The 22,027-nt window shown below is 71.1% G+C and carries 29 protein-coding genes; 12 read left to right on the top strand and 17 right to left on the bottom strand.

Going from position 1 to position 22,027, the window contains the following annotated elements:
• Positions 1-33 precede the first annotated feature (33 nt).
• Both AB0Q90_RS31155 and AB0Q90_RS31160 read left to right on the top strand, forming a co-directional pair.
• Positions 34-975 (top strand): amino acid ABC transporter permease, encoded by a 942-nt coding sequence (locus tag AB0Q90_RS31155; protein WP_363161690.1) that lies wholly within the window; start codon positions 34-36, stop codon positions 973-975.
• Entirely contained in the window at positions 972-1,775 is an 804-nt protein-coding gene (locus AB0Q90_RS31160; RefSeq protein WP_363161691.1) for an amino acid ABC transporter ATP-binding protein, read from the top strand. Before AB0Q90_RS31155 ends, AB0Q90_RS31160 begins: the two co-directional genes overlap by 4 nt.
• Before the next feature lie 48 nt (positions 1,776-1,823).
• Here the strand turns inward: AB0Q90_RS31160 and AB0Q90_RS31165 are convergent, their stop codons facing one another.
• The 3 genes from AB0Q90_RS31165 to AB0Q90_RS31175 all read right to left on the bottom strand — a co-directional run bounded on the left by AB0Q90_RS31165 (position 1,824) and on the right by AB0Q90_RS31175 (position 3,963).
• A complete protein-coding gene (locus AB0Q90_RS31165; protein WP_363161692.1) occupies positions 1,824-2,597 on the bottom strand; it encodes a hypothetical protein in 774 nt (257 codons plus the stop codon).
• The gene (locus AB0Q90_RS31170; protein ID WP_363161693.1) at positions 2,594-3,082 is read right to left on the bottom strand and encodes a SigE family RNA polymerase sigma factor; all 489 of its coding nucleotides are present in this window, start codon (positions 3,080-3,082) and stop codon (positions 2,594-2,596) included. The genes AB0Q90_RS31165 and AB0Q90_RS31170 overlap by 4 nt, the downstream gene beginning before the upstream one ends.
• A gap of 122 nt (positions 3,083-3,204) precedes the next feature.
• Positions 3,205-3,963, bottom strand: a complete 759-nt coding sequence (locus tag AB0Q90_RS31175; protein ID WP_363161694.1) for a class I SAM-dependent methyltransferase — start codon at positions 3,961-3,963, stop codon at positions 3,205-3,207.
• Between the two features lie 100 nt (positions 3,964-4,063).
• Here AB0Q90_RS31175 and AB0Q90_RS31180 point away from each other — a divergent pair, with 100 nt between their 5' ends.
• Positions 4,064-4,693, top strand: a complete 630-nt coding sequence (locus AB0Q90_RS31180; protein WP_363161695.1) for a CGNR zinc finger domain-containing protein — start codon at positions 4,064-4,066, stop codon at positions 4,691-4,693.
• On the opposite strand, the gene sodX is transcribed toward AB0Q90_RS31180, so the two are convergent.
• Positions 4,597-5,031: a nickel-type superoxide dismutase maturation protease gene (gene sodX, locus AB0Q90_RS31185; RefSeq protein ID WP_363161883.1), complete on the bottom strand. Its 435-nt coding sequence runs from the start codon at positions 5,029-5,031 to the stop codon at positions 4,597-4,599. The genes AB0Q90_RS31180 and sodX overlap by 97 nt on opposite strands.
• A 145-nt stretch (positions 5,032-5,176) precedes the next feature.
• Here sodX and sodN point away from each other — a divergent pair, with 145 nt between their 5' ends.
• Complete coding sequence (gene sodN / locus AB0Q90_RS31190) at positions 5,177-5,572, top strand: superoxide dismutase, Ni (RefSeq protein ID WP_005480378.1); 396 nt, start codon at positions 5,177-5,179, stop codon at positions 5,570-5,572.
• 117 nt (positions 5,573-5,689) lie between these two features.
• Here sodN and AB0Q90_RS31195 read toward each other — a convergent pair whose 3' ends face one another.
• Positions 5,690-6,367, bottom strand: coding sequence for a hypothetical protein (locus AB0Q90_RS31195; RefSeq protein WP_363161696.1), 678 nt, complete (start codon positions 6,365-6,367; stop codon positions 5,690-5,692).
• Positions 6,368-6,578: 211 nt separating this feature from the next.
• Here AB0Q90_RS31195 and AB0Q90_RS31200 point away from each other — a divergent pair, with 211 nt between their 5' ends.
• Positions 6,579-7,397 carry a peptidoglycan-binding protein gene (locus AB0Q90_RS31200; RefSeq protein ID WP_363161697.1) on the top strand — a complete coding sequence of 273 codons (819 nt, stop codon included), beginning with the start codon at positions 6,579-6,581 and terminating at the stop codon, positions 7,395-7,397.
• On the opposite strand, the gene AB0Q90_RS31205 is transcribed toward AB0Q90_RS31200, so the two are convergent.
• Together AB0Q90_RS31205 and AB0Q90_RS31210 are read right to left on the bottom strand one after the other, a co-directional pair.
• Positions 7,378-8,484 (bottom strand): SDR family oxidoreductase, encoded by a 1,107-nt coding sequence (locus tag AB0Q90_RS31205; RefSeq protein WP_363161698.1) that lies wholly within the window; start codon positions 8,482-8,484, stop codon positions 7,378-7,380. The genes AB0Q90_RS31200 and AB0Q90_RS31205 overlap by 20 nt on opposite strands.
• 103 nt (positions 8,485-8,587) lie before the next feature.
• Positions 8,588-9,160: a TetR/AcrR family transcriptional regulator gene (locus tag AB0Q90_RS31210; RefSeq protein WP_363161699.1), complete on the bottom strand. Its 573-nt coding sequence runs from the start codon at positions 9,158-9,160 to the stop codon at positions 8,588-8,590.
• A gap of 78 nt (positions 9,161-9,238) precedes the next feature.
• On the opposite strand from AB0Q90_RS31210, the gene AB0Q90_RS31215 reads away from it, so the two are divergent.
• Genes AB0Q90_RS31215 through AB0Q90_RS31225 form a run of 3 tightly spaced genes read left to right on the top strand, consistent with a single transcriptional unit; the run spans position 9,239 to position 10,811 of the window.
• Positions 9,239-9,631 (top strand): helix-turn-helix transcriptional regulator, encoded by a 393-nt coding sequence (locus AB0Q90_RS31215; RefSeq protein WP_363161700.1) that lies wholly within the window; start codon positions 9,239-9,241, stop codon positions 9,629-9,631.
• Between the two features lie 17 nt (positions 9,632-9,648).
• Positions 9,649-10,062, top strand: a complete 414-nt coding sequence (locus tag AB0Q90_RS31220) for a VOC family protein (RefSeq protein ID WP_363161701.1) — start codon at positions 9,649-9,651, stop codon at positions 10,060-10,062.
• A 20-nt stretch (positions 10,063-10,082) separates the two neighbouring features.
• Positions 10,083-10,811, top strand: a complete 729-nt coding sequence (locus AB0Q90_RS31225) for a VOC family protein (protein WP_363161702.1) — start codon at positions 10,083-10,085, stop codon at positions 10,809-10,811.
• On the opposite strand, the gene AB0Q90_RS31230 is transcribed toward AB0Q90_RS31225, so the two are convergent.
• The 6 genes from AB0Q90_RS31230 to AB0Q90_RS31255 all read right to left on the bottom strand — a co-directional run bounded on the left by AB0Q90_RS31230 (position 10,808) and on the right by AB0Q90_RS31255 (position 13,964).
• Entirely contained in the window at positions 10,808-11,047 is a 240-nt protein-coding gene (locus AB0Q90_RS31230; RefSeq protein WP_363161703.1) for a hypothetical protein, read from the bottom strand. The genes AB0Q90_RS31225 and AB0Q90_RS31230 overlap by 4 nt on opposite strands.
• A complete protein-coding gene (locus AB0Q90_RS31235) occupies positions 11,044-11,361 on the bottom strand; it encodes a DUF952 domain-containing protein (protein ID WP_363161704.1) in 318 nt (105 codons plus the stop codon). Before AB0Q90_RS31235 ends, AB0Q90_RS31230 begins: the two co-directional genes overlap by 4 nt.
• A gap of 9 nt (positions 11,362-11,370) precedes the next feature.
• Positions 11,371-12,570, bottom strand: coding sequence for a sigma-70 family RNA polymerase sigma factor (locus tag AB0Q90_RS31240; RefSeq protein ID WP_363161705.1), 1,200 nt, complete (start codon positions 12,568-12,570; stop codon positions 11,371-11,373).
• Between the two features lie 5 nt (positions 12,571-12,575).
• Positions 12,576-12,992: a YciI family protein gene (locus tag AB0Q90_RS31245; protein ID WP_363161706.1), complete on the bottom strand. Its 417-nt coding sequence runs from the start codon at positions 12,990-12,992 to the stop codon at positions 12,576-12,578.
• Between the two features lie 96 nt (positions 12,993-13,088).
• Positions 13,089-13,361: a hypothetical protein gene (locus AB0Q90_RS31250; protein ID WP_363161707.1), complete on the bottom strand. Its 273-nt coding sequence runs from the start codon at positions 13,359-13,361 to the stop codon at positions 13,089-13,091.
• Positions 13,362-13,379: 18 nt separating this feature from the next.
• A complete protein-coding gene (locus tag AB0Q90_RS31255) occupies positions 13,380-13,964 on the bottom strand; it encodes a dihydrofolate reductase family protein (protein WP_363161708.1) in 585 nt (194 codons plus the stop codon).
• A gap of 111 nt (positions 13,965-14,075) precedes the next feature.
• Here AB0Q90_RS31255 and AB0Q90_RS31260 point away from each other — a divergent pair, with 111 nt between their 5' ends.
• Positions 14,076-14,666 (top strand): TetR family transcriptional regulator, encoded by a 591-nt coding sequence (locus tag AB0Q90_RS31260; RefSeq protein ID WP_363161709.1) that lies wholly within the window; start codon positions 14,076-14,078, stop codon positions 14,664-14,666.
• A 16-nt stretch (positions 14,667-14,682) separates the two neighbouring features.
• Here the strand turns inward: AB0Q90_RS31260 and AB0Q90_RS31265 are convergent, their stop codons facing one another.
• The 3 genes from AB0Q90_RS31265 to AB0Q90_RS31275 all read right to left on the bottom strand — a co-directional run bounded on the left by AB0Q90_RS31265 (position 14,683) and on the right by AB0Q90_RS31275 (position 18,147).
• Positions 14,683-15,276 (bottom strand): GNAT family N-acetyltransferase, encoded by a 594-nt coding sequence (locus tag AB0Q90_RS31265; protein ID WP_363161710.1) that lies wholly within the window; start codon positions 15,274-15,276, stop codon positions 14,683-14,685.
• A gap of 195 nt (positions 15,277-15,471) precedes the next feature.
• On the bottom strand, positions 15,472-16,629 hold the full coding sequence (locus AB0Q90_RS31270) for a family 2 encapsulin nanocompartment cargo protein polyprenyl transferase (RefSeq protein WP_363161711.1): 1,158 nt from the start codon (positions 16,627-16,629) through the stop codon (positions 15,472-15,474).
• Positions 16,630-16,740: 111 nt separating this feature from the next.
• The gene (locus AB0Q90_RS31275) at positions 16,741-18,147 is read right to left on the bottom strand and encodes a family 2B encapsulin nanocompartment shell protein (RefSeq protein WP_363161712.1); all 1,407 of its coding nucleotides are present in this window, start codon (positions 18,145-18,147) and stop codon (positions 16,741-16,743) included.
• 289 nt (positions 18,148-18,436) lie between these two features.
• Between AB0Q90_RS31275 and AB0Q90_RS31280 the strand changes: the two genes are divergently transcribed.
• Entirely contained in the window at positions 18,437-19,027 is a 591-nt protein-coding gene (locus tag AB0Q90_RS31280; protein ID WP_363161713.1) for an N-acetylmuramoyl-L-alanine amidase, read from the top strand.
• A gap of 37 nt (positions 19,028-19,064) precedes the next feature.
• A complete protein-coding gene (locus tag AB0Q90_RS31285) occupies positions 19,065-19,958 on the top strand; it encodes a pyridoxal-phosphate dependent enzyme (RefSeq protein ID WP_363161714.1) in 894 nt (297 codons plus the stop codon).
• Between the two features lie 19 nt (positions 19,959-19,977).
• Here the strand turns inward: AB0Q90_RS31285 and AB0Q90_RS31290 are convergent, their stop codons facing one another.
• Positions 19,978-21,573 (bottom strand): Na+/H+ antiporter, encoded by a 1,596-nt coding sequence (locus tag AB0Q90_RS31290; RefSeq protein WP_363161715.1) that lies wholly within the window; start codon positions 21,571-21,573, stop codon positions 19,978-19,980.
• A gap of 86 nt (positions 21,574-21,659) precedes the next feature.
• Here AB0Q90_RS31290 and AB0Q90_RS31295 point away from each other — a divergent pair, with 86 nt between their 5' ends.
• Entirely contained in the window at positions 21,660-21,959 is a 300-nt protein-coding gene (locus tag AB0Q90_RS31295; RefSeq protein ID WP_363161716.1) for a UBP-type zinc finger domain-containing protein, read from the top strand.
• Positions 21,960-22,027: the final 68 nt, after the last annotated feature.

Raw genomic sequence — 22,027 nt, forward strand, 5'->3', positions numbered from 1 at the left:
GTCTCGGCACTACCGTTCTGAAAGGCTCCACCCGTGACTGTTGACGTCAACAAGACGGACGGTCCCGCTGACCCCACGCCGCCCGCCGGACCGGAGGCCATCAAGGCCATCCCGGTCCGGCACCCGGGGCGTTATGTGTCCGCGGTTCTCGCGATCGCCATCCTCGGCGCGATCGTCTACGCCTTCGCGCAAGGCAACATCAACTGGGACGCGATTCCCGAGTACTTCTTCGACGACCGCATCTTGCACGGCGTCTGGAACACCCTGCTGCTCACCGTGCTCTCCATGGTGATCGGTATCGCGGGCGGCATCCTGCTCGCCGTGATGCGCCTGTCGAAGAACCCGGTGACCTCGTCGATCGCGTGGTTCTACATCTGGTTCTTCCGGGGCACCCCGGTCCTGGTCCAGCTGTTCGTGTGGTTCAACCTCGGCCTGGTCTTCGAGTACATCAACCTCGGCCCGATCTACAAGGACTATTGGTCGTCCTTCATGACGCCGCTGCTGACGGCGCTGCTCGGGCTCGGCCTCAACGAGGCCGCGTACATGGCGGAGATCTGCCGTGCCGGTCTGCTCTCGGTCGACGAGGGCCAGACCGAGGCGTCGCACGCGCTCGGCATGAGCCACACCAAGACGCTGCGCCGGATCGTCATCCCGCAGGCGATGCGCGTGATCGTGCCGCCGACGGGCAACGAGGTCATCAACATGCTGAAGACGACCTCGCTCGTCTCGGCGGTGCAGTTCGCCGACCTGTTCAAGGAGGCTCAGGACATCGGTCAGAACGCGGGCTCCACGGTGGAGATGTACTTCCTCGCCGCCGCCTGGTACCTGATCATGACCTCGATCCTCAGCGTCGGCCAGTACTACATCGAGCGGCACTACGCGCGCGGTTCGTCCCGCAGCCTGCCCCCGACGCCCATGCAGCGTTTCAAGGCGGCCGTACTGCCTACTCGTCGCCCGAAGGGAGTCACGGCATGACGGACGTGACGAAGCAGCCCTCCGAGGACTCGGCGCCGGCCCAGGCCATGGTGAAGGCCGAGGCCGTCCACAAGTCCTTCGGCCACATCGATGTCCTCAAGGGCATCGACCTGGAGGTGAAGACCGGCGAGGTCTTCTGCCTCATCGGCCCCTCCGGCTCCGGCAAGTCGACCTTCCTCAGGTGCATCAACCACCTGGAGAAGATCAACGGCGGACGGCTGTACGTCGACGGCGAGCTCGTCGGCTACCGCCAGAAGGGCGACAAGCTGTACGAGCTCAAGGACAGCGAGGTCGCACGGCAGCGCCGGGACATCGGCATGGTGTTCCAGCGGTTCAACCTGTTCCCGCACATGACGGCCGTCGAGAACGTCATGGAGGCGCCCATCCAGGTCAAGGGCGTCGGCAAGAGCAAGGCCCGGGAGCGCGCCCGGGAGCTGCTGGAGAAGGTCGGCCTGGGTGACAAGGCTGGCAACTACCCCTCGCAGCTCTCCGGCGGCCAGCAGCAGCGGGTGGCCATCGCCCGTGCGCTGGCGATGGACCCGAAGCTGATGCTGTTCGACGAGCCGACCTCGGCCCTGGACCCGGAGCTGGTCGGTGACGTCCTCGACGTCATGCGCGACCTGGCCGAGTCCGGCATGACGATGGTCGTCGTCACCCACGAGATGGGCTTCGCCCGCGAGGTGGGCGACAACCTCGTCTTCATGGACGGCGGTGTGGTGGTCGAGTCCGGCAACCCGCGCGACGTCCTGACGGACCCGCAGCACGAGCGCACGAAGGCGTTCCTGTCGAAGGTCCTGTAGAACGGCGGAAGGGGCGGTACGGGATTCCCGTACCGCCCCTTCGTGCTGCTAGGGCCGCAGCTCCGGCTTCAACGCCAGTTCGCGCAGCTGCTCGCGGGTGATCGGGTAGCTCTTGAGCAGCGGGCCCGGGGAGCCCTCGCCGAGGTAGCCGGTGATGTCGTGGATGCGCAGCAGGCTGCCGTCCGTAAGCTCCAGGCTCGCCTCCAGTGACGGCCCCCAGTTGGGGTGCGTGCCCTCCTCGCCGACAGTGCCGCTCCACTCCCAGACGGACAGCTGTGTGCCGTCGGGCAGTTGCTCGGTCTCGCAGTTCTTCACCCCGGAGTCGGGGGCCTCGGTGACCTCCGAGCACAGATCCTGCCCGAACCCACCGCTCTTCAGCTCCGCCTCCTTCGCGGTGACGCCCCGCACGGTGATGTACCCGACGCCGCCGTCCCGCTCGACGGCGTAGTCACCGTCGTACGGCCCCACGTCCTTGGGCAGCTTCGCGTCGGGCACCATCTTGACCAGCCGCAGCAGCGACACCTCCTTGACGTCCCCGATCCCGTCCGGCAGCAGTTCTACGAACCCGTCGGCACCGGTGGACTGTCCGCCGCCCGTGGGCGCCGCCGCCACGCTCGCTCCCCCGCCGTCCGGCAGCACCCCGGACCCCAGCACGAGACCGCCCGCGACGACGGCCGCCACCGCGCCGGTCACCGCGGCCCGCCGCCGCCACCGCAGCCGCGCGGCGCGCGCGAAGACGACCTCGCTGCCCCGGTCGGCCGGCACCGGCACCTGGTCGACGGCCCGTCCGAGCAGCTCCCGGACGGACTGGTTGTCGTTCATACGTGTTCCTCCCGCACCGCGGCCCTCAGCGCCGCGAGTCCCCTGGCCGTATGGCTCTTGACCGTGCTCTCCCGCATCCCGAGCAGTTCGGCGGTGGCTGCCACGCTGAGGTCCTCCCAGTAGCGCAGCACCAGCACCGCCCGCTGCTTGGGCGCGAGCCCTGCGAGAGCGGCCCGCACCATCAGTCCGGTGTCGCTGTCGACCAACTGCCCCGGTACGTCCGGCAGTTCGCCGTACGCGTGCTCCCGGCGCCAGAACCGGCGGCGGGCCGAGATGAACGTGTTGACCAGCGTCTTGCGCGCATAGGCGTCCAGGTTGTCCAGCCGCCCGTGTCTGCGCGCGCCGAGGACGACCTTGACCAGCGTCGTCTGGACGAGGTCCTCCGCCTCGTCGCGGTTGCCGCACAGCAGATAGGCACTGCGGAACAGTGCCGTGCGTCTGCCCGCGACGAAGGCGTGCAGAGCCGCTTCCGCGCCCCGCGTCATCCCCCACCCCTTCCGGTTGTCTGCGGACCTTCTCACCCCTTCCAGTGCGGTGGGGGGCGGCCAGGGACGCGGAAGAGGCGGTACGAATTTTTCGTACCGCCTCTTCCTGGGGGAACCGGTGCCTACTTCAGGGCCAGCAGCAGCGTGTCCGAGGGCGAGCACCACACCGGCCGCGCCTCGGTGAAGCCCTTCTCGCGCAGCACGCGCGCGTGCCACGCGACGGACGGCATGTCGCCGTCGGCGTGCTCGCCGTAGATCTCGAAGCGGCGGGCGGTCGGGGCGGCGAGGACGGGGTCCTTGGCGGCGACCTGCCACCACTCGGCCCAGTCCAGGGCGCCGTCCTGCTTGGCCTGATCCGTGCCCGCGTGGCGCTGGGCCTGCTCGGCCGCGTTGATCCGGGGCGTGGTGTCGTCGATCATGTGGTCCGCGTTCATGAAGACACCGCCGTCGCGGACGAGTTCCGCGACCTGACCGTAGAGGGCCGCGAGGGGTTCGCTGTACAGCCAGTGCAGGGCCGTGGCGGTCAGGACGGCGTCGTACGAGTCGTGCGGCAGCTTCGCCGTCCAGTCGGGGTCCTTGAGATCGGCGGTGACGAACGTGACCCGCTCGTCGCCGGCGAAGGTGCCCCGGGCGATGGTGAGGAGCGCCGGGTCGAGGTCGACGCCGGTGCTGGTGGCCTCCGGGAAGCGGGCGAGGAGCCGGGCCGTGATGGTGCCCGTGCCGCAGGCGAGGTCGAGGACACGCGGGGCGGGGCCGACGAGGGCCTCGACCATGTCCAGCATGATCCGGAAGCGATCCTCCCGGTCGGGCATGTACATCTCCTGCTGGCGGTCCCAGCTCTCCTGCCACGCCTGCCAGTCGGTTCCGGTTGTCGTCGTCATGGAAGCCCCCTCTTTGTACGCATGCGTAATACCCTGGATGCAGGAGCAGGTGTTACCCGACCCGCACGACGACCATAGAACGCCTCTGTAAGGACTACAAGTGGAACTGGCCTATTACTCGGACTACGCCTTGCGTCTCGTCAACAGCGAGGACCCGGCCCGGGGCAAGGACACGCTCACCTCGGTCGAGGCCGTCCGCGACCTGTTCGGCGTCAGCAAGGACGCCGCGCGCCGCGCCACCGAGGCCGACGTCACCCGCTTCCGCTCGGTCCGTGCGCGGCTCAGGGCGGTCTTCGAGGCGGCCGACGGCGGCGACGAGACCCTGGCGGTGAACCTGCTGAACTCCCTGCTGCTGGAGTTCCCCGTCAGCCCGCAGATCTCCGGGCACGACACCCGTGACGACAACGGCCGTCCGCTGTGGCACATGCACCTGGCGGACCACCCGTCGAACGCGACCGCCGGCTACGCCGCCATCGCGGCGATGGGCCTCGCCTTCCATCTCACGGAGTACGGCGTGGACCGCCTCGGCCTGTGCGAGGCAGCGCCGTGCCGCAACGCCTATCTCGACACCTCGACCAACCGGTCCCGGCGCTACTGCTCCGACCGCTGCGCCACCCGCGCCAACGTGGCGGCCTACCGCGCCCGCAAGCGCCTTGAGGCGGACCGGTCGGAGAAAACGGGCCGCACGGCCGACGCCGCCCAGCGCGCCAGCGCGAACGGCGAACGCTGATCGGCCTTGCGCGGCCGGTACCGCAAGCGCACCTTGCCCAGTACCAACTCCTCGGGGACGGTCCCGTAGTCCGTGCTGTCCCCGCCCGCGTACGCGTTGTCCCCGAGCACCCACCAGCCGCCCTCGCGCCGCTCCGCGGCCCGCTTGACGACCAGCAGGTCCTGCTGGAACGGATGACGCAGAACGACCACGTCACCGGGCCGGATCCGGGCCCCGTAGTGCACCACCAGCCGGTCCCCGTGGTTCAGCGTGGGCACCATGGACGGCCCGGTCACCTCGGCCGGCCCGAAGGGCAGCAACGGCCGCCCGCGCTCGGTCTCCTGCGACAGTTCCGGCATCACCGGCACCTCCCCGGTCCTTTCCTCCACCAGTCTCAGTCTGACCCCGGACTTTTGTCCTAAGCCCATGGGGGCACTCGCGAAAACCCGTCCCGCAGGGAGTAATGTCCCACCTGAGAAGACGATCACGAGGAAGGAATGCTCCATGCTTTCCCGCCTGTTTGCCCCCAAGGTGAAGGTCAGCGCGCACTGCGACCTGCCCTGCGGTGTGTACGACCCTGCCCAGGCCCGCATCGAGGCGGAGTCGGTGAAGGCCGTCCAGGACAAGATGGCCGCCAACGACGACCCGCACTTCCAGGCCCGCGCCACCGTCATCAAGGAGCAGCGCGCCGAGCTCGCGAAGCACCACGTGTCGGTCCTGTGGAGCGACTACTTCAAGCCGCCGCACTTCGAGAAGTACCCGGAGCTGCACCAGCTGGTCAACGACGCCCTGAAGGCCCTGTCGGCCGCCAAGGCGTCCACCGACCCGGCCACCGGTCAGAAGGCTCTGGACTACATCGCCCAGATCGACAAGATCTTCTGGGAGACGAAGAAGGCCTGACGGTCTTCGCACGCTCCTGACCGGCGGTCGGTGCACCACCGCAGGTCATCTGCTTGCTGCTTGCCGAAGGGGTCCGACCGGTCATCGGTCGGACCCCTTCGTTCGTTGCCGGCGCCCTCAGGCGGCCGGGTGCGGCTCCCGCGCCCCCACCCTGCGGGCGAGCCGGCCCAGCAGCACGGCGTTGAACAGCCCTGCCGAGGCCGTGATGGCGGAGAAGAGCAGCGGGGTCAGCCAGGAGTCGCCCGCGGGCATCGCCAGGATGGCGAGGAAGCTGAACGGCGCCGTGGTGATCAGCGGATAGATGGCCGCGAACCCGGGGTCGGGCGACAGGTACACGGCGTAGAGGAAGAAGCCCAGCGCCGCCGCGACCACGGCGAGGTAGCCGCGCGCCAGCCAGTTGTCCACGGCGGGCGCCAGCAGGGCACGGATCCCGCGCGTAGTGGACGAACCCGACCTCGCGGTGGACGAAACCGACCTCGCGGCGAGGGCGCCGAGCACGGCGGCGTTCACGAGGGCGCACAGCAGGAGCAGTACGGCCGTGAAGGTGAGAGCCAGCACCTGGGCCGCGCCGCCGCCCTCGGTACCGGGGCCGAAGGGCAGGAGCATGCCCAGGAAGGACCAGGGCGCCGTGAGCATCAGAGGGCCCGCGGCGAGGGGGCTGTCCGGGGCAAGGAGCGCGGCCGCGACGGAGGCGCCGAAGACGGCCAGATAGCCCCGGCCGAGCCAGTTGCCGGTGGCGAGCGAGAGCAGCCGGCGCAGGCGCGGAAGGCGGCGCGGGAGGGAGTCGTTCGTCATCGTGGGTTCCTCTGGTCGGTCCGTGGTCGGTGCGTTCTCCACGATGGACCGGCCGGCGCGTTCGGACATGAGTACGGATGCTTAGCCCACCTGGGGGCACCGGCCCTGATCGATAGGGCAAACGCCTGCCCCTGAGCCGCCAACTCCGATACTTTGCCCTTGCGTTCAGTGCTCGGACATACAGCGCAAGAGCGCGTGAACAGGGGGAATCATGAAAATCGTGACCAGGGATCAGCTCGGCTGGCCCACGTCCGCCGCTCCGACCCAGACGTCCACCAAGGGCGTCAAGGTGCACTACGAGGGCTCACCCGTCTCCAAGAAGCTCCTCACGGATCACGACGCCTGCATCGACGAATGGCAGCAGATCCGCAAGTCGCACCTGGCGAACAAGGTGGAGAACTACTCCGACATCGCCTACAACTACGGCGCCTGCCCGCACGGCTTCCTGCTGGAGGGCCGCGGCCTCGGCCGCCGCACCGGCGCCAACGGCAACCAGGACCTCAACAAGGGCCACTACGCCATCGTCGGCCTCGTCGGCAGCGAAGGCCTGACCGAGCCCACGGACGCCATGCTCTCCGCGATCCGCGACGGCATCGAGCTGCTGCGCAAGCACGGCGCGGGCAAGGAGATCAAGGGTCACCGCGACGGACATGCGACCGCCTGCCCGGGCAAGGCGCTGTACGCATGGGTCCAGGACGGCGCGCCCCGGCCCGGGAGCATCGAGACGAAGCCCGGCACCGGCGCCACCGGCCCGGCCAGGCCGAAGCACGAGCCGTACCCCGGCGCCGACTTCTTCCTGAAGGACGGCAAGCCCGCGCTCGGCAAGAAGTCGCCGATCTTCACCGCCATGGGCAAACGGCTCGTCGCCGAGGGCTGCGGCCGCTACGAGGTCGGCCCCGGCCCGACGCTCGGCACGGCGGACGTCGAGAGCTACGAGGCCTGGCAGCACAAATGCGGCTTCACCGGCGCGAACGCGAAGTGGCCGCCCGGGAGGACCACTTGGGACAAGCTCAAGGTCCCCAACGTCTAGGGCCTCGGCCCGAAACGTCTAGGCGCTCCGCCCGAACCCGCCCGAACCCGTCCGACACCAGCCGGGACGCCCAGCGCCGCAGTGCCTCCTCCACCGGAGGGTGGTGCAGGCCGGCGGCGCGGGCCAGCCGGTCGGCGGATCCGGTGTCGTAGCGCTCCTCGGAGAGAAACGTGAGCGTCTCCGGATCCGCGCCGGTCAGTGCCCGGGGCAGGCGGCGGATCAGGCCGACGGGGAGGGTGAACCTGGGCGCCCTGACGCCCAGGTGGCCCGCAAGGAGCGCGACCAGGTCCGGCAGGAGGGGTGTTGCCGGGTCGAGCACGGTGTGGCGGGTCACCGGGCCGTCCTGGTCCGAGTCGGGTACCGCCGCCAGGAACCGGGCCAGGTAGTCGATGGTCACGACGGGGACGAAGGTACGTCGGCTGCCGGCCAGGGCAGGGAGGCGGCCCGTCCACAGTTGTTCGACGAGAGCGGCCAGGCCGATGTACTGGCCCGCCTCCCCGGTGGTCGAATGCCCGATCACTGTGCTGGGGTTGACCACCGTGAGGGGCACGCCGAGTTCCGGCGCCGTGACGCGCACGGCCGCGTCACCCTCCGTCTTGGACGCCTCGTAGGCACCCAACTCCGCGTACATCAGGCGGGATTCGGCGGGCGGGTACGGGAAGCGCGGCCGATGCACGCCGCTCACCCGGTAGCCGGACAGATGGACGAGCCTGCGCAGGCGCGGGCGCGTCGCCGACCAGCGGAGCACGTTCAGCGCCCCGTCCACATTGGCCGCGCGTGCCTCGTCGGCGGTCAGGCCGAACCGGTAGAGCGCGGCGGTGTTGAACACGTCGCGGACGTCGCCGAGCACCTCCTCGTCGTGCGGGGCGAGTCCGAGGCCGGGCCGGGTGATGTCGGCGGCCACGGTGGCCAGGGCGCGGTCGTCGCCGCCGTGCCCGCGCAGCCAGCCGCGCAGTTCCCGGTCGCGTGCGCTGCCGCTGCCGTCGCGCACCGCGGCGGCGACCGGCTCGCCCCGGCCGAGGAGTTCGAGCACGAGCCAGCGTCCGGTGAAGCCGGTGGCGCCGAGGACCAGGGTGGAACCGCTCATGTGACCCTCCAGAATGTAGACCGGTCTGCATATTTTTAGGTGCCGAAGGTGCCGAAGGCGCCGGAGGCGCCGAGAGGGCTGCCGATGAGAGCGCCCGCCCCTGTCACTCGGCGAGCAGCAACTCCACCGCCCGCGCCGCCTGCGCGAGCGGCAGCCGGCTGTGCTGCACCTGCGCCAGCAGCACGGCCCCCTCCACCTGCGCAAGGACGGCGCCCGCCGCCGCCTCCGCGGCCGCGGCCCGCCACCCCTCCGCAACCAGCCGGTCGGCCAGCGCCTGCTGCCACCGCCCGTACGCCTCGGCGCAGACATCGCGCAACTCCTCATTGCCGCCCGCCACTTCGAGCGCCACGGTCGCCAGCGGGCAGCCCTTGCCGTAGTCGGAGTTCTCCATCCGCTCGGCGAAGACGTCGAGCAGCCGGCGGACGATCTCCAGCGCGGACAGCCGGTCGGCGCCCAGCGACGCGATCAGGTCGCCGACCTCCTGGCCGCTCTCCGTCAGCGCCGCCGCGACCAGCTGGTCCTTGCCCGCGGGGAAGTGGAAGTACAGGGAGCCGCGCGGGGCACCGCTTTCCGCCAGCACCTGGTTCAGGCCCGTGCCGAAGTAGCCCCGCGCCTCGATCAGCGTGCGCGTGGCGGCGATCAGCCGGGAGCGCGTCTCCTCGCCCTTGACACCCATGACGGCGACAATAGACCGGTCTGCATATTCTTCGCCACCCCTCTTCAGCGCCGTCCGGGGTCGTGCGATCCTGGCCGGGTGACCACCGAGGATCTCGTCCGGCTGCGGCAGGCGCGCGACCGGATCAACCGCGAGTACGCCGAGCCCCTCGACGTCCCCGCGCTCGCCCAGACCGCGCTGATGTCCCCGGGCCACTTCCAGCGCAGCTTCCGGGCCGCGTTCGGCGAGACGCCGTACAGCTATCTCATGACCCGCCGCATCGAACGGGCCAAGGCGCTGCTGCGCCGCGGCGACCTCACCGTCACCGAGGTCTGCATGGAGGTCGGCTGTACCTCGCTAGGTTCCTTCAGCTCGCGCTTCACGGAGCTGGTCGGCGAGACCCCGAGCGCCTACCGGGCGCGTTCGCACGAGGACGGCGCGGCGATCCCGCCGTGCGTGGCCCGCCGCTTCACGCGGCCGAAACGGTCGTAGCGTCCTAGCCTGCTGGCATGGACATCAAACTGAAGCAGTGCTTTCTCGCCGTCGACGACCACGACAAGGCGATCGCCTTCTACCGCGACGTCCTGGGCCTGGAGGTCCGCGGTGACGTCGGTTTCGAGGGGATGCGGTGGGTGACCGTCGGCTCGCCGGCGCAGCCCGACGTGGAGATCGTGCTGGAGCCGCCCGCCGCGGACCCGGACACCTCCCCCGCCGACAAGGAGGTACTGGCCCAGCTGCTCGCCAAGGGCGTGCTGCGCGGGGTCAACTTCACCACCGCCGACTGCGACGCCCTGTACGAGCGGGTGCGGGAGTCCGGCGCCGACGTGATCCAGGAGCCGATGGACCAGCCGTACGGCGTGCGCGACTGCGCGTTCCGGGACCCGGCCGGGAACGCGCTGCGGTTCATGGAGCCCAGGCGCTGACCTGACCTACGATCGCGTCCATGACCATCCGCTGGACTTACGCCTTCGTCGACCGCCCCGCCGGGCTCCTCGGCCGCGCCTGCGAGTTCTGGACCGCCGTCACAGACACGCGGCTGTCCGAATTCCGGGGCGACCAGGGCGAGTTCGTCACTCTGCTGCCCGCTGCGGCCGACGCCTGCGTGAAGGTGCAGGGGGTCGACCAGGGAGATGGCGGCGCGCATCTCGACTTCGCCGTGGACGACGTAACGGGGTTCGTGAAGGAGGCGCTGCGGCTCGGGGCCGGCCTGGCGGCCGAGCACGAGGGGTGGGCCGTACTGCGCTCCCCCGCCGGCCAGTTGTTCTGCGCCGTGCCCTGGAACGGGGAGTCGGTCCGCCCGCCCGTGGTCAACGGAACCCGGCTGGACCAGGTGTGCCTGGACGTCCCGCCCTCGCTCCACGACGCCGAAGTCACCTTCTGGAGCGGGCTGTTGGCGGGCTGGGCGTCCCACCCCGGTTCCCTCCCCGAGTTCCATGTGGTCGAGCCCCCGGCCGGAATGCCGATCCGCCTTCTGCTCCAGCGCCTCGGCACCGATCGCCCCCTCTCCGCCCATCTCGACCTGGCCTGCGCGGACATCGCAGCGACCGGGGCCCGCCACGAGGAGCTGGGCGCGGAGACGGTCGCCCACGGCGCGCACTGGACGGTGATGCGCGACCCGGCCGGCGGCACGTACTGCCTGACGGGACGGAACCCGGAGACGGGCAGCCGCTAGCGGCTCATGCTGTAGTCGCACAGGACGACCGTCCCGTCGGACCGGGGGGACGGAGTGATGCCGGGGCCCGGGCAGTCGGAGTCCGCGTCCACCGACGGATAGGTGGCCGGCTGACGCCCGCGCGGCTCCCGCGGCTCGCCCGTGTCGTCCAGCCACAGGGTGAGCCCGCCGCCCACGGTCACCGCGACCGCCCACACCGCCACGGCCCACCGCCACCACCGGCGCCCGCCCGTCACGGCCACGGCTCCACGGCCACGACCGCCGCCACCGGGATCGGGCCGTACACATGCGGGAACTCCTCGGCGCCGGGCTTGGCCGCCTCGTACTTCAGCGGCACGTCGAGGAGATCGGGATCCACCACGAGGACCACGAGATCGTCCAGGTCCGCGAAGAAGGCCGCTGCCGTGCGCGGCAGTTGGGCGCGCGTCGAGCAGTGGATGAAGCCCTCCTCCCGGAGGGTCCTCCCGCGCGTCGAGATCTCGTACGTGCCCTTCGCGCGGGCCGCCTCCCACAGGGAGCGCTCGGTGAGGTGCAGGACGGTGTCGGTCATGGGTTCACGCTACGGCCTCAACCGCGCCGCCCGCCCCAGCAGATAGCGCTGCTCGGGCAGGCTCATGGTCTGTGCGGCCGCCGCCTCGTAGGCGGCGCGGGCCTCGTCGTAGGAGCCGGCGCGCTCCAGGAGGTGCGCGCGTACGGCTTCGAGGCGGTGGCCCAACTCCACGTTCAGGGTGCCCAGTTCGGACAGGCCCGCCTGGGGGCCGTGGACCATGGCCACGGCGACGGCACGGTTGAGGCGTTCGACGGGACCGGGGACGAGGTCCACCAGTACGTCGTAGAGGCCGAGGATCTCGCGCCAGTCGGTGGCCTCGGCGGACGGTGCCTCGTCGTGCACGGCGGCGATGGCCGCGCGCAGTTGGTAGGGGCCGGCCGGGCCGTGCGAGAGCGCGTGGGTGATCAGGGCCACGCCCTCCTCGATCGCGGCCTTGTCCCAGCGGTCGCGGTCCTGCTCGTCGAGGGGCACAAGGTCGCCGTGCGGGCCGGTACGAGCCTCGCGGCGGGCGTCGGTGAGCAGCATGAGGGCGAGCAGGCCGGTCACCTCGCCGTCGTCCGGGAGCAGCCGGTGGACCGTGCGGGTCAGGCGGATGGCCTCGCCGGCGAGGTCGCGCCGCTGGAGGGACGGGCCCGAGGTCGCCGTATAGCCCTCGTTGAAGATCAGGTACAGCGTCTGCAGGACGGCCGGCAGCCGCTCGGCCCAGTTGTCCGGGCGGCCGAAGTCCGCCCCGCGCACCTTCTGCTTGGCGCGGCTGATGCGCTGGGCCATGGTCGCCTCGGGGACCAGATGGGCACGGGCGATCTCGGCCGTGGTCAGACCGCCGACCGCGCGCAGGGTGAGCGCGATCTGCGCGGGCGGGGTGAGGTCGGGGTGGCAGCACAGGAAGAGCAGGGACAGGGTGTCGTCCTCGCGGGGAGCCCCGTCCGCCCCGGACGCCAGGCGCTCGCCGAGCGCCGCCGCCTTCTCCTCCCGCGCCCGCCGGGCGTCGTCCGCGCGCAGCGCGTCGGTGAGCCGCCGCGAGGCCACCTTGATCAGCCAGCCGCGCGGGTTGTCCGGCACCCCGGCCGAGGGCCACTGCCCGGCGGCGGCGAGCAGCGCCTCCTGTACGGCGTCCTCGGCGGCGTCGAAGTGGCCGTAGCGGCGGACGAGTGCGCCGAGGACCTGCGGCGCGTGGCGGCGCAGCAGGTGCTCGACGGTGTCGTTCATGGGGCTCAGACGTCTCCGGTGTCCTCGCCGATGGGCCGGATCACGACCGGGTACTCCGGCGCCCCTTCGGGCACGGGGCACTGGGTGACGCGTGCGGCGATCTCGGTGACCCGTTCCAGGCTCGCGCAGTCGAGGACCCAGTAGCCGGCCAGCAGCTCCTTGGTCTCGCTGTACGGGCCGTCGGTGATCACGGGCTTGCCGTCCGCGCCGCGGCTGACGAGCCGGGTCTTTGCGGGCTCGACCAGACCCTGGGCGTCGACCAGCTCGCCGGACTCGGCGAGGTCGTCGTTGATCGCGCCCATGTGGGCGAACATCGCCTGGATGTCCTTCTCGGTCCAGGCCGCCGGGGAGTGCTCGGACGTCCTGCCCTGCATCGCCTCGTAGTCCGCCTGCGTTCCCTGCACCATGACCAGGTACTTCATGACTGAAGCTCCTTCGGTTCGCGCCACCCGTCGGGCGGCTCTCACAGGGGACGTCGGAGCCGGACCCGGGTTCTCGACATGGTTCGGGACGGCGGTTCAGGAATTTCTCGTGGCGGGCTCTTCCGGTTCCTCGGGCTCGCTCCGGGGCGCGGGGTGCTCGGGGTGCCTGTGGCGCGGATGGTGTACGTGGTGGTGGTGCGGGTCGTAAAAGTCTTCCTCGGCGCCTTCTTCGACGTAGGCCTCGCAGTCGGGGTTGCGGCACGGGCCGGCCACCCAGAGCGGGACCCAGGCGCCCAGCGTCTTGTGACGCCGGACGACTGTTTCGACGGACTGTCCGCAGACGGGACATGCATGTGCATCGCTGCCCATGCCCCCAGGGTAGGCCGGTCAGCGCTTGCGTGCGTAGGTACGCACCAGAACTCCGTTGTCGAACGTGCGCACCCCCTCCAGGGTGAAGTCGGTGACGGCGAAGTCGGCGCCGAACATCGGCATGCCCGCGCCGTAGACCTGCGGGTAGGTCTTGATGACGAGCTCGTCGACCTCGTCGAGGAGTTCGCCCGCCACCCGTGAGCCGCCGCAGAGCCAGATGCCGAGGTCGCTCTCCTCGGCCTTCAGTTCGCGGATCCGGGCGACCAGGTCGCCGTCGATCACCGTCACGTTCGGGTCCGGGGAGGCGCCGAGGGTGCGGGAGGCGACGTACTCGCGCAGGTGGGAGTACGGGCTGGTGATGCCGGCGTCGAGGGCGACCTGATAGCTGGCGCGGCCCTGGATCACCGTGTCGAAGTTGGGGTTCGCGACGTCCTTGACGCCGAGCTGCTCGCGGCCCTGGGCCGAGATGCTGTCCGGGTAGGCCGAGGCGAGGTAGCCGAGGAACTCCTCGTCCAGGAACGCGAACATCGACGAGGCGTCGCCCTTCGGGTCCCCGATGAAGCCGTCGATGGAGCAGGCGACGAAGTACGTGAGCTTTCGCAAGCCGGTCTCTTTCCGTAGGGTGACCGTGAACAACTGCATTTGTAGTGCTTCACCTGTAGTGGTTGCAAGTACATTCGGGGATCGAAATCAAGTGGGAGAGGAGATTCCGCATTGGCCAGGAATCCGGAGCGCCGCGCCGCGCTCGTGGACGCGGGGGTCGAGGTGCTCGCGCGCGAGGGGGCGCGCGGGCTGACGTTCCGCGCGGTGGACGCCGAGGCCGGGGTGCCCGTGGGCACCGCCTCGAACTACTTCACCGGCCGCGACGACCTGCTCCGCCAGATCGACGCCCGGCTGCACGAGCGGCTCACGCCCGACCCCGAGGTGCTCACCGCGCTGCTGCGGCGCCCGAAGGACCGCTCACTGGTCACCGCGTTCATGGACGACCTGATGGCCCGCGCCACGGGCGACCGCCACGCCTATCTCGGCCTGCTGGAGATGCGCCTTGAGGCCACCCGGCGCCCCGAACTGCGCGCGTCCTACACCAAGTCCGTGCGCGCGGACCTGGAGGAGGGCATGGAGTTCCACCGGAACGCCGGGCTGCCAGGCGGCGACGAGACGGTCACCGTGCTCTATCTCGCGATGCTCGGGCTGCTCCTGGAGCACCTGACGCTGCCGGGTGTCCTGGAGGGCGTACTGCCGGGGGTCACCGTCCCGGACGGCCTGATCGAGCGGATCGTGGAGACGATCGTGCCGGTGGAGTAGTAGGGCGGGGAGTGGATCAGCCCTTCGGTTCACGCCACATCGGCCACATCTGCGGCCCGTCGGGGAGGTCCAGGGGCCGGTCGAGGAGTTCGAAGCCGAGGCGCTCGTAGAGGGCCCGGCTGCGCGCGCTGCTCGCCTCCAGGTACGCGGGCAGGCCCTCGCTGTCGCAGCGGTCGAGGACCGAGGTGATCAGCGCCCTACCGAGGCCCTCGCCCTGCCGTTCGGGGTCCACGCCGATCATCCACAGGTAGGCGTGAGCGCGGCCCGAGGGGTGGATGTCCGAGGTCAGCCGGCCGATCAGTTCGACGCGCTCGTTGGCCGGGTCGACGGCGGCACGGAGCTGCGCGGGCCCGTCGTCGTCGGCTTCGTGCTCCTCGGCGGGCACGGACAGCCACAGCGCGCAGGCCGAGCCGTCCTCGGCCAGGTCGATCCACCCCTCCGCGAGCACGATGTCGGCGAACGCCGCCATGAGCCGGTGGTGGGTCGCCCGCCGGTACTCGGCGCCGGGGAAGACCCAGCCGCTGACCGGATCGTCCTGGAAGGCCTCGTCCAGCAGCCGCACCACCAGCTCCCGGTCCTGTGCATCCGCCGCCCGGATCACCACGCCCATGCCCCGCCGCCCCTTCGACTCAACCGGACTTGATCGTAAGGGGGTTGGGGCGGATGTGCCGAGCGTGATCCGGACAATGTGAGCGCAGGAACGGGCCCCGCACACCGTGGGGATGTGCGGGACCCGTGGCCGGAGGCGATGGCCGTACGGGGTCAGGAGCCGTACGGTCACCGCCTCCGGGGTCTTCGGCGGCGGTCAGGTGCTGCGCCGGGTGACGAACTCGGCCAGGGCCAGCAGCCCTCCCGCCTCCTCCGGGTCGGGCACCGCTCGCGCCAGTTCCTGCATCGCGCGGGCCATCCGGTCCGCGGCCTGGACCTGCGCCCAGTCGCGTCCGCCGGCCCGCTCCACCGCCAGCGCCGTACGCGCGGTCTCCTCGTCCGGCGCCATACCGCCCTTGCCGTACGGCACTTGGTACAGCTCGGCCAGCTCCACGGCGGCCGGTGTGCCGGAGGTCAGCGCGGCGACCACCGGCAGCGACTTCTTGCGGGCGGCCAGGTCGGCACCGGCCGGCTTTCCGGTGCGCCGCGGGTCCCCCCATATGCCGATGACGTCGTCGATGAGCTGGAAGGCGAGCCCGGCCTCGCGGCCGAAGGCGTCCATCGCCGCCACGTCCTCCTCGGTGGCCCCCGCGTACAGCGCCCCCAGCGCACAGGCGCATCCCAGCAGGGCGCCCGTCTTGGCCTCGGCCATGGCGAGCACCTCGTCGAGGGAGACCTCGGCGGGGCCGCAGCGCTCCATGGCGGTGTCGGCGTGCTGGCCTTCGCACAGTTCGACGACGCAGGCGGTGAGCCGGGCGGCGGCCGCGGCGGCCGCCGGGTGCGGGTCCTCGGCGAGCAGCCGCAGGGCCAGCGCCTGGAGGGCGTCCCCGGCGAGGATCGCGTCGGCGTCGCCGAACACGGTCCAGGCGGTGGGCCGGTGGCGACGGGTGGTGTCGCGGTCCATCACGTCGTCGTGCAACAGCGTGAAGTTGTGGACCAGTTCCACCGCCGCGGCCGCCCGGACGGCGGCCGTCCGCGCGGGCCGCCCGCCGAGCGCCTCGGCGGCGGTGAGGACGAGGGCGGGACGGATCGCCTTGCCCGCGTTACCGGCCGCGGGTGTGCCGTCGGCGTGCTCCCAGCCGAAGTGGTAGAGCGCGACGCGGCGCATGAAGCCGGGCAGCGAGTCGAGGGCGGAACGCAGTTCGGGGTCGACGGACGCCCGCGAGCGTTCCAGGATGGCGGTCGCCTCGTGTCCGTCGAGCGGTCCCGTTCCGGCCTCCGTGTCGGTCCTGAAGGGCCTCGGCCCCTCGCGGGTCTCGGTCGGCCGCCGTCTGCCGGCGGGGAGTTGCTGCGTCTCCGTCATGAGCTCACCCATCGGATCGCCTGGTCGGGTCGGCGGACGGTGGCGCCTCCGCTGCGGCCGGTCGTGTACCCCCAGGGTGTACCCGCCCCAAAGGGCGGGGACACCGCACGGCTGCGGGGAGCGTCACCGCCAGCGCCCGATCTCGACGTTCTCCAGGACGCCGAGCGCGTCCGGCACGAGGACCGCGGCCGAGTAGTACGCCGTCACCAGGTAGTTGATGATCGCCTGTTCGTTGATGCCCATGAAGCGCACGGACAGGCTCGGCTCGATCTCGTCCGGGATGCCGGCCTGCTGGAGCCCGATGACACCCTGCTCCGCCTCGCCGGTACGCATGGCGATGATCGAGGTCGTACGGGCCTCGGTGACCGGGATCTTGTTGCACGGGTAGATCGGCACCCCGCGCCAGGTGGGGATGCGGTTGCCGGCCACGTCGATGGTCTCGGGGACGAGTCCGCGCTTGTTGAGCTCACGGCCGAACGCGGCGATCGCGCGCGGGTGGGCGAGCAGCAGCTTGGTGCCGCGGCGCCTGCTGAGCAGTTCGTCCATGTCGTCCGGGCTGGGCACGCCGTCGTGCGGCTGGATCCGCTGGTCGTACTCGCAGTTGTTCAGCAGGCCGAACTCACGGTTGTTAATGAGCTCGTGCTCCTGGCGCTCCTTCAACGCCTCGACCGTCAGCCGCAGCTGATGCTCGGTCTGGTTCATCGGCTGGTTGTAGAGGTCGGCCACGCGCGTGTGGATGCGCAGCACGGTCTGGGCGACGCTCAGTTCGTACTCACGGGGCCGCGCCTCGTAGTCGACGAAGGTGTGCGGGATGTCCGGCTCACCGCTGTGGCCGGCCGCGAGGTCGATCTCCTTCTCGCCGTACTTGTTGGTGCGCTGGTCGGGGATCGAGCGCAGCTGCTCCAGGTGCTGGCGCAGGGAGTCGGCGCGCTCAGCGACCTGCTCGACGTCCTGGCGGGGCAGAACGAGGACGGTGCACCCGGTGACCGTGCGGACCGTGTACTCCCAGATGGCGTCGGCGTCGAGCAGCGCCTGGTCGCCGAGGTAGGCGCCGTCGGCGAGGACACCGAGGGACTCGTCGTCGCCGTACGGGCCCGTGCCGATCTTCTCGACCCGGCCGTGCGCCAGCAGGTACACCTCGTCGGCCGGACTGCCGAAGGAGGCGAGCACCTCCCCCGCGGCGAGTTCGCGCTGCTGACAGCGCCGGGCCAGTTCGGCGAGGACCTCCTCGTCCTCGTACCCCCGCAACGCGGGCAGTTCGCCCAGCTCCGCGGGGATGACCTCGACCTGGTCACCGGTCTTCACGAATGTGACGCGGCCGTCCCCCACGGCGTACGTCAGGCGGCGGTTCACCCGGTACGTACCGCCCTGCACATTCACCCACGGAAGCATGCGCAGCAGCCAGCGCGAGCTGATCTCCTGCATCTGGGGTGCGGACTTGGTGGTGGTGGCCAGGTTCCGCGCGGCAGCTGTGCCGAGGCTCTGCTGCGGCTTGCCCTGCTCCGTGCGGACCTCTTCGCCTACCGACATAAAGAAATGCCCTCCCGGTCATGCTCCGGCGCCGGTCTGCGCCGGGCATCGATCTCGCGACCAAGCCTTCCTCACGGAGCGTGCCGGTGCTATTACCCGAAAGAGCGGGAATGGATCTTCGGTGACTGGGCACATAGAGGGCCCGGCCCGTCGGCCCCGGTTCCGGGAATTGGCCGAAACTGCACGCCGGCCGTGCGCCCGCCCGATTCCCGATCATTCCGTTTCGGTACAAGCAGCGGTACGAGTGGGCCGCGCACGGCGGCCGACGCACAGCACGAAGGAGGCGGCCGTGGCCTCACCCATGTCGGCGCAGAGATTCCTGGCGAGGCTCCGGGCCGAAGGCGCCACCGTCGTCGAGGTCGGCGACTGGGAACATCACAACCGCAACCACAAGGGGCCGTGGGGCCCGGTCCACGGCGTGATGATCCACCACACGGTGACCAAGGGCAGCGAGCGGACGGTGGAGCTGTGCCGCAAGGGCTACGAGGGCCTGCCCGGCCCGCTGTGCCACGGCGTCATCACCAAGGACGGCACGGTCCACCTGGTCGGCTACGGCCGCGCCAACCACGCGGGCCTGGGCGACGACGAGGTGCTGCGCGCCGTCATCGCGGAGACGGCCTTACCCCCCGACAACGAGGCCAACACCGACGGAAACCGCCACTTCTACGGCTTCGAGTGCGAAAACCTCGGCGACGGCGTCGACCCCTGGCCGGCGGCCCAACTGGAGGCGATCGAGCGCGTCTCCGCGGCGATCTGCCGCCACCACGGCTGGACGGAACGCTCGGTCATCGGCCACCTGGAGTGGCAGCCGGGGAAGGTGGACCCGCGAGGCTTCACCATGAGGTCGATGCGCGGACGCATCAGGGACCGCCTGCAGTAGCCCTGCCCCAGCTCCCACCCCGGGCGACAATGGCTCCGTGACCAGCCTCGACACCCTCCGCCCCCGGCTCCCCTCGCCACTGGAGGAGCTCGTCGACGACCGGTTCGCCCGGCACGGCATCCGCCTGCTCCTCAAGCGCGACGACCTGATCCACCCGGACCTGATCGGCAACAAGTGGCGCAAGCTCGCCCCGAACCTCACCGCGGCGGCCGGAAGAACCGTCGTCACCTTCGGCGGCGCCTACTCCAACCACCTGCGCGCCACCGCCGCCGCGGGCCGCCTCCTCGGCATACCCACCGTCGGCGTGGTCCGCGGCCAGGAACTCGCCGACCGCCCCCTGAACCCCTCCCTCGCCCGGTGCGCCGCGGACGGCATGCGCCTGCACTTCGTCGCCAGATCGGTGTACCGCGACAAGACAGAACCGGACACCCTGGCGGCCATCCTGCGCGCGGCGGACGCGGACGACGCATACGTCGTCCCGGAGGGCGGCAGCAACGCCGCCGCCGTACGCGGCTGCCAGGAGCTCGGCACCGAACTGCGCGGCCGGGCCGACGTCGTCGCGCTCGCCTGCGGCACCGGCGGCACCCTGGCCGGACTGGCCGCCGGCCTCGCCCCCGCCCAGCGCGCGCTGGGCGTCCCGGTGCTCAAGGGCGGCTTCCTGACCGCCGACATACAGGCCCTTCAGCACGGCGCCTTCGGCGGCCCGCGCGGCACGTGGTCGCTGGACGACCGCTTCCATTTCGGCGGCTACGCGCGCACCACCCCCGAACTCCACGCCTTCGCCGACGACTTCGAGGACCGCCACGGCCTGCCCGTGGAGCGACTGTATGTCGCCAAGTTGCTGTACGGACTTGTCGCCCTCGCGGCGGAGGGCGCCTTCGCGCGCGGGACGACGGTCGCGGCCGTCGTCACCGGCCGCCCCTTCCCCTGAGCTCCGACGGCACCGGGCCCTACTCGGTCTCCCGGAACGCCGCCGCCTCCTCCAGGTCCAGCCGGCGCAGCAGCGTGCGCAGCATCTCGTCGTCGATGTAGCGCCCGTCGCGGAGCTTGACGAACACCTCCCGCTCGGCGCCGATCATCTCCCGGGACAGCCGCCGGTAGGTGTCGTCGACGGTTTCGCCGGTGACCGGGTTGACCTGCCCGAGCCGTTCCCAGACGGCGTTGCGGCGGCGCTCCAGGACCGTGCGGAGGCGGTCGGCCAGGGGCGGCGGCAGGGCGTTGCGCTCGTCGGAGAGGAGCTCGTCCAGGCGCCGCTCGGCGGCCCGGGAGGCCTGCGCCTGTGCGTTGGCCTCGGCGAGCGTCTCGGCCTGCACGTCCCGCCCGGGCAGCTTCAGCATGCGGATCAGCGGCGGCAGCGTGAGGCCCTGGACGACCAGCGTGCCGATGACGGTGGTGAAGGTCAGGAAAAGGATCAGATTGCGCTCGGGGAAATCCTCGCCGCCGTGCACGGTCAGCGGGATCGAGAACGCGATGGCCAGCGACACCACGCCCCGCATCCCGGCCCAGGCGATGATGAACGGCCCCTTCCAGGTCGGGTTCTCCTCCCGTTCCCGGATTCGCGCCGACAGCATCCGCGGCAGGAAGGTCGCCGGATACACCCACACGAACCGGGAGGCGACGACCACGAGGAAGAGGGCGACCGCGTACCAGGCGGCGCGGCCGCCCTCGTACTCCCCGAGGTCCTTGAGGACCACCGGCAGCTGGAGGCCGATCAGCGCGAACACGGCCGACTCCAGGATGAAGGCGACCATCTTCCATACGGCGTCCTCCTGGAGGCGGGTCGCGAAATCGACCTCCCACGCGCGGTGTCCCAGCCAGAGCGCGACGACCACGACCGCGAGCACTCCGGAGGCGTGCACCTGCTCGGCGACCGCGTAGGCGACGAACGGGATCAGCAGGGAGAGCGTGTTGCGGAACAGCGCCTCCTTCACGTGCGTGCGCAGCCACTGGATCGGCACCATCAGCACCAGGCCGATCCCGATGCCGCCGATCGCCGCGACCAGGAACTCGCCGATCCCGCCGGCCCAGGTGGCGCCCTCGCCGACCGCGGCCGCGAGCGCCACCCGGTAGGCGGTGATCGCGGTCGCGTCGTTCACCAGGGACTCGCCCTGGAGGATCGTGGTGATCCGGGACGGCAGCCCCACCCGGCGTGCCACGGCCGTGGCCGCGACCGCGTCCGGGGGCGCCACCACCGCGCCCAGCACCAGGGCGGCGGTCAGCGGCAGCCCCGGCACGATCATGTACGCGGCCCAGCCGACGGCGAAGGTCGCGAAGAGCACGTAGCCCACCGACAGCAGCGCGACGGGCCGCAGCTGGGCCCGCAGGTCGAGGTAGGAGCTGTCGGTGGCGGCCGTGTGCAGCAGCGGCGGCAGGATGAGCGGCAGGACGATGTGCGGGTCGAGGGTGTAGTCGGGGACCCCTGGCAGATACGACACGGCCAGGCCGACCGCGACCAGCAGCAGGGGCGCCGGCACCGGGGTGCGTCGCGCGGCGGCGGCGACCGCGGCGCTGCCCGCCACCAGCAACAGCAGCGGCATCACGTCCATGCGTCTCGCCCGCCCTCGTTCATCGTCGTTCGCCCGCCCTCGGTTTTTCGCGCGGCCTTCCGCGCGCCCGTCGTAACCTGGCAATCATGAAACAGTGCACGCATGCCGACGCGCTGCCGCACCCGGAGCCCCCGCCGCTCACCGAGACCTGCCCGGAGTGCCTGGCGGACGGCACTCACCCGGTACAGCTGCGGTTGTGTCTCACCTGCGGTCACGTCGGCTGCTGCGACTCCTCGCCGGGGCGGCACGCGACGCGGCACCATGGAGACACCGACCACCCGGTCATGCGCACCTTCGAGCCCGGTGAGAACTGGCGCTGGTGCTTTGTCGACCATGTCCTCGTGGCGCCCGCCACGACTCGGGAATCGGACGGTTCGACCGTCTGAGGCCTGGGTACGTCAACCCGGCGCGCGCTCTTCCCATTTGGGCCCGGCAAACCCCTAGCCACGGAGCG

This window comes from Streptomyces sp. NPDC079141 (genome assembly GCF_040686775.1).
Classification (GTDB): domain Bacteria; phylum Actinomycetota; class Actinomycetes; order Streptomycetales; family Streptomycetaceae; genus Streptomyces.

Coding starts and splice junctions, on each gene's coding strand:
- AB0Q90_RS31210 (WP_363161699.1), bottom strand. CDS start 9,160: ATGGGTGTCAAGGGCGAGGAGACGCGCTCCCGGCTGATCGCCGCCACG.
- AB0Q90_RS31235 (WP_363161704.1), bottom strand. CDS start 11,361: ATGACCGACACCGTCCTGCACCTCACCGAGCGCTCCCTGTGGGAGGCG.
- AB0Q90_RS31250 (WP_363161707.1), bottom strand. CDS start 13,361: ATGGGCAGCGATGCACATGCATGTCCCGTCTGCGGACAGTCCGTCGAA.
- AB0Q90_RS31165 (WP_363161692.1), bottom strand. CDS start 2,597: ATGAACGACAACCAGTCCGTCCGGGAGCTGCTCGGACGGGCCGTCGAC.
- AB0Q90_RS31200 (WP_363161697.1), top strand. CDS start 6,579: ATGAAAATCGTGACCAGGGATCAGCTCGGCTGGCCCACGTCCGCCGCT.
- AB0Q90_RS31170 (WP_363161693.1), bottom strand. CDS start 3,082: ATGACGCGGGGCGCGGAAGCGGCTCTGCACGCCTTCGTCGCGGGCAGA.
- AB0Q90_RS31275 (WP_363161712.1), bottom strand. CDS start 18,147: ATGTCGGTAGGCGAAGAGGTCCGCACGGAGCAGGGCAAGCCGCAGCAG.
- AB0Q90_RS31290 (WP_363161715.1), bottom strand. CDS start 21,573: ATGGACGTGATGCCGCTGCTGTTGCTGGTGGCGGGCAGCGCCGCGGTC.
- AB0Q90_RS31225 (WP_363161702.1), top strand. CDS start 10,083: ATGACCATCCGCTGGACTTACGCCTTCGTCGACCGCCCCGCCGGGCTC.
- AB0Q90_RS31265 (WP_363161710.1), bottom strand. CDS start 15,276: ATGGGCGTGGTGATCCGGGCGGCGGATGCACAGGACCGGGAGCTGGTG.
- sodN (WP_005480378.1), top strand. CDS start 5,177: ATGCTTTCCCGCCTGTTTGCCCCCAAGGTGAAGGTCAGCGCGCACTGC.
- AB0Q90_RS31295 (WP_363161716.1), top strand. CDS start 21,660: ATGAAACAGTGCACGCATGCCGACGCGCTGCCGCACCCGGAGCCCCCG.
- AB0Q90_RS31245 (WP_363161706.1), bottom strand. CDS start 12,992: ATGAAGTACCTGGTCATGGTGCAGGGAACGCAGGCGGACTACGAGGCG.
- AB0Q90_RS31240 (WP_363161705.1), bottom strand. CDS start 12,570: ATGAACGACACCGTCGAGCACCTGCTGCGCCGCCACGCGCCGCAGGTC.
- AB0Q90_RS31220 (WP_363161701.1), top strand. CDS start 9,649: ATGGACATCAAACTGAAGCAGTGCTTTCTCGCCGTCGACGACCACGAC.
- AB0Q90_RS31160 (WP_363161691.1), top strand. CDS start 972: ATGACGGACGTGACGAAGCAGCCCTCCGAGGACTCGGCGCCGGCCCAG.
- AB0Q90_RS31195 (WP_363161696.1), bottom strand. CDS start 6,367: ATGACGAACGACTCCCTCCCGCGCCGCCTTCCGCGCCTGCGCCGGCTG.
- AB0Q90_RS31175 (WP_363161694.1), bottom strand. CDS start 3,963: ATGACGACGACAACCGGAACCGACTGGCAGGCGTGGCAGGAGAGCTGG.
- AB0Q90_RS31270 (WP_363161711.1), bottom strand. CDS start 16,629: ATGGGTGAGCTCATGACGGAGACGCAGCAACTCCCCGCCGGCAGACGG.
- AB0Q90_RS31205 (WP_363161698.1), bottom strand. CDS start 8,484: ATGAGCGGTTCCACCCTGGTCCTCGGCGCCACCGGCTTCACCGGACGC.
- sodX (WP_363161883.1), bottom strand. CDS start 5,031: ATGCCGGAACTGTCGCAGGAGACCGAGCGCGGGCGGCCGTTGCTGCCC.